Raw genomic sequence first — 10,595 nt, forward strand, 5'->3', positions numbered from 1 at the left:
ACCGGGGATGATCGCACTTCACGGCGGTCACCGGCTCATGCGCTGGCGTTACCGTTCTCGCCCAGCCTCGGGAACAGCGGACTGGCGGCGCGCGGCAAGTGGATTGCGCGGCCCCCACCTGCGGCGCAATGTGGAGCAGCTTGCGAAGGAGAAGGCTCTGAAGGCTCCAAAAAGCTGTTTCGCCGCGTGATCGGCGGAATTGATGTTGCCGAGCAATGGCAACAGGAACGGAACGAAGCACTCGGCGGGCTTATTCTTCAGGATGGTCTTGCACCGAGCTTCGAGCGCCGCCATCAAGCTCTAACTCCAGCCCGAGCCCGTGCACGTGTCTGAGCACGGGCTTGCAGTGCCGCCTGAACCTGTATGTAGAGTTGAGCATTGGCCTGCTCCCGATCCGCCAACACCACGGCAACGGCATAGGGCTCTTGCTCATCGCGCCCATCGGACCAAGGACTGTCTTGTCGGGTCACCACGACAAACACCTTGTGACCGTTGGCCAGCGCCTGCTGGAAGCGCCATCGAGAAACCTGCAACGTGCCGTGCTTGCGAGTGTCGTTGGATAGCCACCGGCCGTTGGTGCGTTCGCCCATGCCTTCTTCCCGATTTCGTCTGTAGGCTTGGGTTACCTCATCCAGGCTGCCAGCCGTCACCAGATGAAACCACAGTTTGGTTCTGCGGTAATCCAGCCGCGTGGTACGTACGGCAGGGCTGTAAGCAAGTGCAACGGTTACCTCTCTCCTGCGGCGACCCCTGCCCCAGAAGTGGTCTGGCAAAGGTAATTCGAAGAATTGATGCTGATCGTTGCAGATACCGATGCGCTCATCGGCCAGCAGGGTTACGGTGTGATCAAGTGAGCGGAAGAGCGCCGTATCGTCCACGCGCCCATATCCGACGAGGCGCAGGAGTTTGTCACGGCCTTCGGCATTATTGCCGGGATTCAACAGCGCTTCGCAGGCGTGTGGCCAGCGGGCATGGGCACCTATCAGAGCGCGCAGCAAATTATGTGAAGCATCGGGCACTTCGGCCAATAGCCGTGCGGCTCGGTGAGCGACTTGGGGCGCGGCGTAACTGGTGCCGATGTCTTCCTTGAAAGCAGGTCCCGAAACAAAGTTTCCATTAAGTGACACCACTCCCAGACCGGCGTGGTCTGTGCCGCCTCCAATGCGCCGCACGGCGATATTACCGGCATGCGCGATCACATCTGGCTTTATGGCGCCGTTGACGGAAGGGCCGCTGCGAGTCAATGGAAACGGCTGCTCTGTCCGTGCCAGTGCATGATCTTCAATCGTGTTGGGACGGCGCTGTGCATTGCGCGTGGCCTCATTCAGGCTCAGGCCACCAACGGTCAGGGCGTTGAGTGATGTGGCGGGATCCAGCAGGCGGGCGTGGTCTTCGAACAGGTAGTCCGGGTAACTCGCGCGTGTATCGGCTGGCAACCGGGATGACAACAAATTGCCCGCTGGTACTACGAACAGAACCCCCAGCTCACGCGTCAGCCGATCCAGCGTGTAGGCAAGCCCGCGCACATGGCGGCCATCGTATACCTTGTTCAGATCGCCATAGCTTAGGTTGAAGACCCGGCAGCGATATTGCCCATGCAGGTCGTGCACGGCTTCCTCGATCGCCTTTTCGACGAACTCGGTTTGGTCTTGTCCGTCGTCTTCGAACACTTTGCCGGAGAACAGGCGAAGCTGCGGGACGAACTGCCCTTGCTGAATAACGCTCTGGACATCGCCATACAACGCAAGCCCGCCGACGAACGTGCCATGCCAGTGGGGAGCGGTGTCATCCGCACTGCGATGCGGTGCGAGGTAGCCCTGCGCATCGCCGACCGCTGAGCCGAGCAGCGAATGTCCACGCGTCAGGCCGGAATCCAGCACGGCAATGGATGGAGCATCTTCAGAGGGGGAGGCGATTGGAGGAAACTGGTTAATGTCAGTGTGAAGCAGTTGTACGGCCACGCCCAAGCGGGGCGGCAGGTCAACGGTGCGCACATCGCGATGGCGCAACATCTGCTCGGCCTGCACACGGTTGCAGCGCACACGGACCATGACGAGCGAGGGTTGCCGGATGTCATCCAGCCACCCAATGCCTTGTGCGTGCAACCAGTCGAGAAAGGCACGCACCATTTCCTGGCGCTTGTCTTGTCGCTCCTGGGGCCATAGTTCGATATCGAGCATGAAGGTTGGCGTGGCTGGAAATCCTTGCTCAAGCAAGGCCGTGCCGGCACGGTCTTTGGGTGTCCAGCGGTCGAAGTCTTCGATGACATAGAACAGTTCTTTGCGTGTAACAACGCCATCACGGGCAAGTGTGGCCAAGCGGCTCTCGAACTCCGTCAAGCCGGCATCAGTGGCGAATGCCAGCACAATGGATGCGTCTTCCTGGCTGATAATCTCCACGCCAGGAATGGTATCGAAGGCGGGCACATTTTTGTCGCCCGCGCGCAGCCGAATCTTGAGCAGTTTGCGGTCGTCGAACCCGCCGACGTCTTCTGTCATTGCACGTTGCCGCGCCTGCGCAAGCCGCCCGGCTAATGCGGCACCATGCGCCTTCGGATCGGCAGGTTGAAATCGCGGACGTTTATCTTGGCGACGATGTCGATCCGACTGATACTCTTCTCGCCCCAACCGCAAGTGTTCATAAGGCATGCTTCCTCCTTCATCCCTTAGCTCTTATGACGGTACTCACGGGCAAGCGCAGTATCGAGGTGGTTTTTTTCCAGAAACCCCCGCCCGGACAGGATCATTTCCTTGACGGAGCGCCGAAGAACCCGTTCGATGTCGGCGTGCGACATGCCCTTGAAAAGGGATGCCACTTGGCCATCGGCGGGTTCGAAGTTACGGCGAACACCGGACAGTTTCAGTGCCAACAGTCTTTTGATCTGCTCCAAATTCGGCATCTCGAAACATACAACCTCATCAAAGCGTCGCCAAACCGCTTTGTCCAGCAAGGTCTCGTAGTTGGTAGTGGCGATCAGTATGCTCTCGCCTCGATAACCATCCATCATCTGCAATACAGCATTTACGGCGCGTTTGAGTTCACCATGATCAGCACTGTCGCCACGATCCTTGCCCAAGGCATCGAATTCGTCGAACAAGGCGACCACGGGATACGTAGCGACGTAATCGAATGCTTTGCGCAAATTGGCGGCTGTCTCCCCCAGAAACGAAGATATGACCGAGTCCAGCCGCACAAGGACGAGTGGCATGGACAGGGAATGCGCGATGACTTCGGCGGCCAGCGTTTTGCCACAACCTGGAGGTCCGCAAAACAAAAGCTTCTGCGCGGGTTGCAGGCCATAGGAGCGGAGTACGTCCGCCCGGTTATGCTCCATCAGAATTTCATCGAGTGCCGACTGCGTAGCATCCGAGAGAATGATATCTTTCTCCTCTCGAATCACGACTCGCTCTTCTAGTAGCGCAAGGCCGTTGTCTTTATTGATTGGCAGATTGGGTAAACTCTGCAGCTTTTTCGCACTGTTCCCAACCGTTGCCTGATCACCGTAAAGCAAACGCTCAAGATCGTTTGCGAGCAAATGATGGTTCTTCTCGCGCTCTTCTTTGATCACTGCCTCGGACGCCGCGCGAAAACCCGAAGCATCGCCTTTTGTTCCCGATTTGATGAGTTGCCGCAGTAGTTTTCCGCTAGCCATACTCCCCCCTTAATTCCTGGCATGCATCAACCACTGCCTGGGCATGCGCACGTATAATAATGTTATTCGATTCATCATTACGCCAATCCCTCTTCGATAGTGAACAGGGTGTGCGCCTCAAGGAAAACGTATATAAAATCATCCAACTGTTCAAAACCTTGAGCAGCCAGTCCTCATCCCACCTAACCCCCAGTGCCTGTGGTCTTGATGCTGAGTCGGCAGGTTTTCTCCTGACGCAGCAAGGCAGCAACACGTCGGATCATCGCTAGAGTGACAGGTGCATGGCCCTTGCGCACGCGGCGAGCGTCTTAGGCGAAGCTCGCATCCAGCGACCCGTGCAACTGGGTTTTCCACTGTCCAGTGCGCGCGCCTCGCCGTGCAGCACCGGTGCTCGTTATCAGGCGGCTCAGATAGCGGTGGGTGAAACCCCTGCTGCTGGCAGATGTCCCGGAGCCCAAGCATGTGTCACCGGATATCTGTGCTGCAATCGGCTGGATCACAAAAAAGACAGAGCCCGCATCTTTCGATGCGGGCTCTGTGTGTTTGGCTGGGGGACTAGGATTCGAACCTAGGTTGACGGAGTCAGAGTCCGTAGTCCTGCCGCTAGACGATCCCCCAAGAAACGTGCCGCGTATCGTACCGATTGCAGTGCGAGACTGCAAGACCGGTACGAATATTGCATCAGCGCTTCGAGAACTGCACCGCGCGACGGGCCTTGCGCAGGCCGATCTTCTTGCGCTCGACGGCACGGGCATCGCGGGTCACGAAGCCGGCCTTGCGCAGCGTCGGACGCAGGGACTCGTCGTAGGCCATCAGCGCACGGGTGATGCCGTGGCGGATCGCGCCGGCCTGGCCGGTCATGCCGCCACCGGCGACGGTGATGTAGAAGTCGAAGCGACCCAGCGCGTCGACGGCTTCGAGCGCCTGGCGCACGACCATGCGCGAAGTCTCGCGACCGAAGTAGATGTCGAGCGGACGGCCGTTGACGACGATGTCGCCCTTGCCGTTGGTGCGCAGGAACACCCGGGCGGTCGAGGTCTTGCGACGGCCGGTGCCGTAGAACTGATTGTCAGCCATGTCCTGAAACCTTGTCTCGGAAGCCGCGGGGCTCAGATGTCGAGGGCCTGCGGCTGCTGGGCCGCGTGCGGGTGGGTCGGGCCGGCGAAGACCTTGAGCTTGCGGAACATCGCACGCCCCAGCGGGTTCTTCGGCAGCATGCCCTTCACGGCGATCTCGAGCACGCGCTGCGGGGCGCGCTCGATCATCTTCTCGAAGGTGAAGGCCTTCATGTTGCCGATGTAGCCGGTGTGCTTGTAGTAGACCTTGTCCTGCGCCTTGTTGCCGGTGACGCGGATCTTCTCGGCGTTGACGACGACGATGTAGTCACCGGTGTCGACGTGCGGCGTGTACTCGGCCTTGTGCTTGCCACGCAGGCGGCGGGCGATCTCGGTCGACAGGCGGCCGAGGGTCTTGTCGGTGGCATCGACGACGAACCAGTCACGCTTGACGTCCGCCGGCTTGGCGCTGAAGGTCTTCATGTTCACTCCGGAAATGAGCCCCGATCCGGATCGCTGCCGCTGCCGGCGTCGACCGCGCTGCTGGTGCGGGACTCGGGAATTCTGTTTCGATCTGATGGAATCTGGATCGGTTCGGTGTCCGGGCACGGCACGAGGGCCTGCGCTCCGGTCGAGGGCGCGCATAGTAATCAGGCCCGGCGCGGGTGACAAGCCTTTTGTCCGGCCGCGCTGCGTGCGCGGAGGGCTGATTTTGCTGTGATTTCAGTCCGGCAGGCGCAGGCGCTCGACGATGCGGCCGTTGGCGAGGTGCTCGTCGACGATCTCGTCGATGTCGTCATGATCGACGTAGGTGTACCAGACCGCCTCCGGGTAGACGACGATGACCGGCCCTTCCTCGCAGCGGTCGAGGCAGCCGGCGTTGTTGATGCGCACCTTGCCGGGGCCGGCGAGGCCGAGCGCCTTGACGCGCGCCTTGGCGTGATCGCGCGCGGCGCTGGCGTTGCAGCGCTGGCAGCTCGGGCGCTCGTCGCCTTCGCGCAGGTTGGTGCAGAAGAACACGTGGTGGCGGTAGTGGCTGGCCATGGGGGGGCTCCGGTGAGCGGCGGGGAGCGCCCGAGTATCGCGCCGGTGCCGGCAGGCGGCCAGCACCGCCGTGCCGGGTTTCCGCCGGTGCGGCACCGGGCTTAGGATGGCCGGACCTTGCGCTGCAACAGGAGCCCGCCGCCATGCCCACCCGTCGCCAGTACTCACCGCTCGACCACCTGTTCGGCACGCTCGATCAGGCCGTGCGCACGGTGTTCGGACCGCCGGCGGTCACGGAACGCCCGAACCCGGCGGCCGGCGAGCAGTCCGGCCCGCTCAGCGAGGCCGAGCGGCGCGAGGCGATGCGGCTGATGCGCGTCAACCATACCGGCGAGATCTGCGCGCAGGCGCTGTATCAGGGGCAGGCGCTGACCGCGCGGCTGCCCGAGGTGCGCGGCCAGATGGAGCGCGCGGCGGCCGAGGAGTACGACCATCTCGACTGGTGCGAGCGGCGCGTGCAGGCGCTCGGCGGGCATACCAGCGTGCTGAATCCGCTGTTCTACGCCGCGTCGTTCACGATCGGCGCGCTGGCCGGACGCGCCGGTGACCGCTGGAGCCTCGGCTTCGTCGCCGAGACCGAGCATCAGGTCGTGCGCCACCTCGACAGCCACCTCGAACGCCTGCCCGCGCAGGACACCGAGAGCCGCGCGATCGTCGGGCAGATGAAGGTCGACGAGCATCGCCACGCCGAGCACGCGCTCGCCGCCGGCGGCGCGAAGCTGCCGCTGCCGGTGCGCCTGGCGATGCGCATGACCGCGAAGGTCATGACCGGCACGACGTACTGGATCTGAAAGCGGGTCTGAAACCGGCCCTGCGCCTCAGGACAGGCCGCGGCGCAGGTTCTTGCCGTAGAAGATCTCGGCCATCTCGCGGCGCAGCAGCGATTCGAGCCGTACCTGCTCGCGCGGCGCGATGTCGTGCTTGTCCTTGTTGAACAGGTAGTTATTCAGATCGAAGTCCTTCAGCATCATCTTCGTGTGGAAGATGTTCTCCTGAAAGACGTTCACGTCGATCATCTGGTAGCGGTCGCGGGTTTCCTGCACCAGGTAGTTCTGGATCGAGTTGATCTTGTGGTCGATGAACAGCTTCCTGCCCTCGACATCGCGCGTGAAGCCGCGCACGCGGTAATCGAGCGTGACGATGTCGGAGTCGAAGCTGTGGATCAGGTAGTTCAGCGCCTTCAGCGGCGAGATGCGTCCGCAGGTCGAGACATCGATGTCGGCGCGGAAGGTGCTGATGCCGTTCTCCGGATGGCTCTCCGGATACGTGTGCACCGTGATGTGGCTCTTGTCGAGGTGCGCGGCGACCGTGTCCGGCATCGGACCGGGACGCGTCGAGTTCGACAGCTGGCCGGCGGCGATCGGCTCCTCGGAGATCAGGATCGTGACGCTCGCGCCCTGCGGCTGATAGTCCTGACGCGCGATGTTCAGGATGTTGGCGCCGATGATGTTGGCGACGTTGCTGAGGATGTCGGTCAGGCGTGCGGCGCTGTACATCTCGTCGATGTAGCCGAGATACGCCATCTGCTCCTCGGCCGTCTCGGTGTAGCAGACGTCGTAGATGTTGAACGTCAGCGTCTTGGTGAGGTTGTTGAACCCCATCAGCTTCAGTCGGGGCAGTGGCTTCGGTTTCACCGCGGCTTTTCCTCCGTTGCCGGCCATGTCGGGCCGGGCTGGCTTAAAAAAGGCGCGAGTATACCGAATGCCGATGACAAGTCATCGGCGGCAAAGGCATTTTGGCACCGGCACAACGCCGGCGATCCGGGGCTTCAGACGGCGATGATCTCGTAGCTGTGCGTCACTTCGGCGACCTGACCGAGCATGATCGAGGCTGAGCAGTACTTTTCGGCCGACAGGTCGACGGCGCGGCGCACGTGGTTCTCGGACAGGCCGCGGCCGCTGACGACGAAGTGCATGCGGATCTTCGTGAACACCTTCGGGTCGGTTTCGGCGCGCTCGGCGTCGAGCTCGACGCGGCAGTCGGTCACGTCCTGACGCGACTTCTTCAGGATCAGCATCACGTCGATCGCCGAGCAGCCGCCGGTGCCGATCAGCAGCATCTCCATCGGCCGCACGCCGAGGTTGTGGCCGCCGGCCTCGGGCGCGGCATCCATGATCACGGCGTGGCCGCTGCCGGACTCGCCGACGAAGGTCATGTTGTCGAGCCACTTGACGCTTGCTTTCATCGCAGGGACTTCCGTAGGGGACGGGAACGGGGAAACCGGCAAGGCGGCGACGGCGCGGCCGCCCTCACGCGAACAGCTCGGCGAGCTTCGCGCCCGGGTCCGGCGCGCGCATGAAGGCCTCGCCGACCAGGAAGGTATGCACGCCGGCCTCGCGCATGCGTGCCACGTCGGCGCGTTCGAGGATGCCGCTCTCGGTGACGACGAGGATGTCGCCGGGGATCTGCGCGAGCAGGCCGAGCGTGGTGTCGAGCGAGACCTCGAAGCTGCGCAGGTTGCGGTTGTTGATGCCGACCATGTCCAGATCGAGCGCGAGCGCGCGTTCGAGCTCCTCGGCATCGTGGACCTCGACCAGCACGTCCATGCCGAGTGCGCGCGCCTGATCGTGCAGCGCGCGCATCGGCTCGTCCTCGAGCGCGGCGGCGATCAGCAGGATGCAGTCGGCGCCGATCGCGCGCGCCTCGACCACCTGATACGGATCGACGATGAAGTCCTTGCGGATCACCGGCAGCGTGCAGGCGGCGCGCGCGGCGACGAGGTAGTCCTCGTGGCCCTGGAAGTAGTCGCGGTCGGTCAGCACCGACAGGCAGGCCGCACCGTGGCGTTCGTAGCTCGCGGCGATCGCGGCCGGATCGAAGGGATCGCGCAGCAGGCCCTTGCTCGGCGAGGCGCGCTTGGCCTCGGCGATCACCGCCGGCAGCTCGGCGTTGAGCTTCTCGCGCAGCGCCGCGGTGAAGCCGCGCGGTGCCGGAGCGGCCGTGGCACGGGCGGCGAGTTGCGCGAGCGGCAGCGCTGCGCTGCGCTCGGCGACCTCGGCGTGCTTGCGGGTGATGATCTGCTTCAGGATGTCGGGAAGGCTGGCCATCATGGACTACTCCGTGTCGCGCAGGCGTCGGGTGCAGGATACGAGCTGGTCGAGTTTTCCGGCGGCGGCCCCGCTGGCGATCACCGCCTGTGCGCGCGCGACGCCTTCGGCGAGCGTCGCGGCAAGGCCGGCGACGTGGATCGCGGCGCCGGCGTTCAGCACGACGATGTCGCGCGCCGGGCCGGCCTCATCGGCGAGCACGCGCCGGATCAGCGCCAGCGATTCGGCCGGCGAGCCGACGCGGATGGCATCGAGCGGTGCGCGCGTCAGGCCGAAGTCCTCGGGCGCGATCGTGTAGCTGCGCACCCGGCCGTCGCGCCCTTCGGCGACTAGCGTCGGGGCGCCGATCGAGATTTCATCGAGCCCGTCCTCGCCGTGCACGACCAGCACATGCCGGCAGCCGAGGCGCAGCAGCACCTCGGCGAGCGGCTCGACCAGCGCCGGGCTGAACACGCCCATCAGCTCGTGCGGCGCGCCGGCCGGGTTGGTCAGCGGCCCGAGCACGTTGAAGATCGTGCGCACCGCCATCTCGCGGCGCGGACCGATCGCGTGCTTCATGGCGCCGTGGTACTGCGGCGCGAACAGGAAGGCGACGCCGACCTCGGCGAGGCACTGCTCGACCTGCGCCGGCGTCAGATCCAGCCGCACGCCGGCGGCTTCGAGCACGTCGGCCGCGCCGGTCTTGCCGCTGACGGCGCGGTTGCCGTGCTTGGCGACCGTACCGCCGGCAGCGGCAACGACCATTGCCGCGGCCGTCGAGACGTTGAAGCTGCCGGAGACATCGCCGCCGGTGCCGACGATGTCGACGACGTGCCCGCCCGGCGCGTGCACCGGGGTCGCCAGTTCGCGCATCACCTGCGCGGCGGCGGCGATCTCGTCGACGGTCTCGCCCTTCATGCGCAGGCCGACCAGAAAGCCGCCGATCTGCGCCGGCGTGGCCTCGCCGGTCATGACGATGCGCATGACCGCACGCATCTCGTCACCACTGAGATCCTGGCGCTCGACGACGCGGCGGATGGCGGACTGCATGTCCATGTCGAACCCTCGGGTTTGGAGGAAACGGGAAGCTGGCGCGCGGCCTGCCCCGGCGCCGCCCGACGCCGGAGCCGCCGCGCAGGCGGCCTCAGGCCGCTGCGTTCAGGAAGTTCGCGAGCAGCGCATGGCCGTGTTCGGTCAGGATCGATTCCGGGTGGAACTGCACGCCCTCGACCGCCAGCGTCCGGTGGCGCACGCCCATGATCTCGTCGATCGACCCGTCAGGGCCGGCCGTCCACGCGGTGACCTCCAGGCACTCGGGCAGCGTCGCCTGCTCGATGACCAGCGAGTGGTAGCGCGTGACCGTGAACGGGCTCGGCAGACCGGCGAACACGCCCTGGCCGCTGTGATGCACCGGCGAGACCTTGCCGTGCATGACCTGCTTCGCGCGCACGATGCGCCCGCCGAACACCTGGCCGATGCTCTGGTGGCCGAGGCAGACGCCGAGGATCGGGATGCGCCCGGCGAAGCGTTCGATCGTCGCCATCGAGATGCCGGCCTCGTTCGGCGTGCACGGCCCCGGTGACAGCACGATGCGCGCCGGCGCCAGCCGCTCGATCTCGTCGGGCGTGATGCCGTCGTTGCGGAACACCTGCACGTCGGCCCCGAGTTCGCCGAAGTACTGCACGAGGTTGTACGTGAACGAGTCGTAGTTATCGATCATCAGCAGCATGATCGTCAGCCTCCGAAGCCGCGGCCGGCGAGTGCGGCGGCGCGGAAGATCGCGCGGCCCTTGTTCAGGGTTTCCTCCCATTCGCTCGC

The 10,595-nt window shown here is 64.2% G+C and carries 12 protein-coding genes and 1 tRNA gene; 2 read left to right on the top strand and 11 right to left on the bottom strand.

What is annotated here, in order from left to right; all coding sequences use genetic code 11:
• The coding region (locus tag PKE44_RS09425) for a hypothetical protein (protein ID WP_324550419.1) at positions 1-333 on the top strand (333 nt) is incomplete at its 5' end.
• Here PKE44_RS09425 and PKE44_RS09430 read toward each other — a convergent pair.
• The 6 genes from PKE44_RS09430 to PKE44_RS09455 all read right to left on the bottom strand — a co-directional run bounded on the left by PKE44_RS09430 (position 294) and on the right by PKE44_RS09455 (position 5,751).
• Positions 294-2,498, bottom strand: a complete 2,205-nt coding sequence (locus PKE44_RS09430) for a S8 family peptidase (RefSeq protein ID WP_324550440.1) — start codon at positions 2,496-2,498, stop codon at positions 294-296. The two genes, PKE44_RS09425 and PKE44_RS09430, sit on opposite strands and share 40 nt — an antisense overlap.
• 167 nt (positions 2,499-2,665) lie before the next feature.
• A complete protein-coding gene (locus PKE44_RS09435) occupies positions 2,666-3,652 on the bottom strand; it encodes an AAA family ATPase (RefSeq protein ID WP_324550421.1) in 987 nt (328 codons plus the stop codon).
• A 544-nt stretch (positions 3,653-4,196) separates the two neighbouring features.
• Positions 4,197-4,270 (bottom strand) — tRNA-Gln (locus PKE44_RS09440).
• A gap of 63 nt (positions 4,271-4,333) precedes the next feature.
• The gene (gene rpsI, locus PKE44_RS09445; RefSeq protein WP_324550423.1) at positions 4,334-4,729 is read right to left on the bottom strand and encodes a 30S ribosomal protein S9; all 396 of its coding nucleotides are present in this window, start codon (positions 4,727-4,729) and stop codon (positions 4,334-4,336) included.
• 32 nt (positions 4,730-4,761) lie between these two features.
• Positions 4,762-5,190, bottom strand: a complete 429-nt coding sequence (rplM, locus tag PKE44_RS09450) for a 50S ribosomal protein L13 (protein WP_324550426.1) — start codon at positions 5,188-5,190, stop codon at positions 4,762-4,764.
• Positions 5,191-5,430: 240 nt separating this feature from the next.
• Entirely contained in the window at positions 5,431-5,751 is a 321-nt protein-coding gene (locus PKE44_RS09455) for a (2Fe-2S) ferredoxin domain-containing protein (RefSeq protein WP_324550428.1), read from the bottom strand.
• Between the two features lie 143 nt (positions 5,752-5,894).
• On the opposite strand from PKE44_RS09455, the gene coq7 reads away from it, so the two are divergent.
• Entirely contained in the window at positions 5,895-6,542 is a 648-nt protein-coding gene (gene coq7 / locus PKE44_RS09460) for a 2-polyprenyl-3-methyl-6-methoxy-1,4-benzoquinone monooxygenase (RefSeq protein WP_324550430.1), read from the top strand.
• Between the two features lie 27 nt (positions 6,543-6,569).
• Here the strand turns inward: coq7 and speD are convergent, their stop codons facing one another.
• From speD to PKE44_RS09485, 5 genes are all read right to left on the bottom strand, one after another.
• Positions 6,570-7,352 (bottom strand): adenosylmethionine decarboxylase, encoded by a 783-nt coding sequence (gene speD, locus PKE44_RS09465; protein ID WP_324550442.1) that lies wholly within the window; start codon positions 7,350-7,352, stop codon positions 6,570-6,572.
• Between the two features lie 167 nt (positions 7,353-7,519).
• A complete protein-coding gene (locus PKE44_RS09470; RefSeq protein WP_324550432.1) occupies positions 7,520-7,936 on the bottom strand; it encodes an OsmC family protein in 417 nt (138 codons plus the stop codon).
• 64 nt (positions 7,937-8,000) lie between these two features.
• Complete coding sequence (gene trpC, locus PKE44_RS09475) at positions 8,001-8,798, bottom strand: indole-3-glycerol phosphate synthase TrpC (RefSeq protein ID WP_324550434.1); 798 nt, start codon at positions 8,796-8,798, stop codon at positions 8,001-8,003.
• 6 nt (positions 8,799-8,804) lie between these two features.
• Positions 8,805-9,833 (bottom strand): anthranilate phosphoribosyltransferase, encoded by a 1,029-nt coding sequence (gene trpD, locus PKE44_RS09480; protein WP_324550436.1) that lies wholly within the window; start codon positions 9,831-9,833, stop codon positions 8,805-8,807.
• 88 nt (positions 9,834-9,921) lie between these two features.
• Positions 9,922-10,506 (bottom strand): aminodeoxychorismate/anthranilate synthase component II, encoded by a 585-nt coding sequence (locus PKE44_RS09485; RefSeq protein ID WP_324550438.1) that lies wholly within the window; start codon positions 10,504-10,506, stop codon positions 9,922-9,924.
• Positions 10,507-10,595 lie beyond the last annotated feature (89 nt).

The sequence above is a fragment of the Plasticicumulans sp. genome, assembly GCF_035331805.1.
GTDB lineage: Bacteria > Pseudomonadota > Gammaproteobacteria > Competibacterales > Competibacteraceae > Plasticicumulans.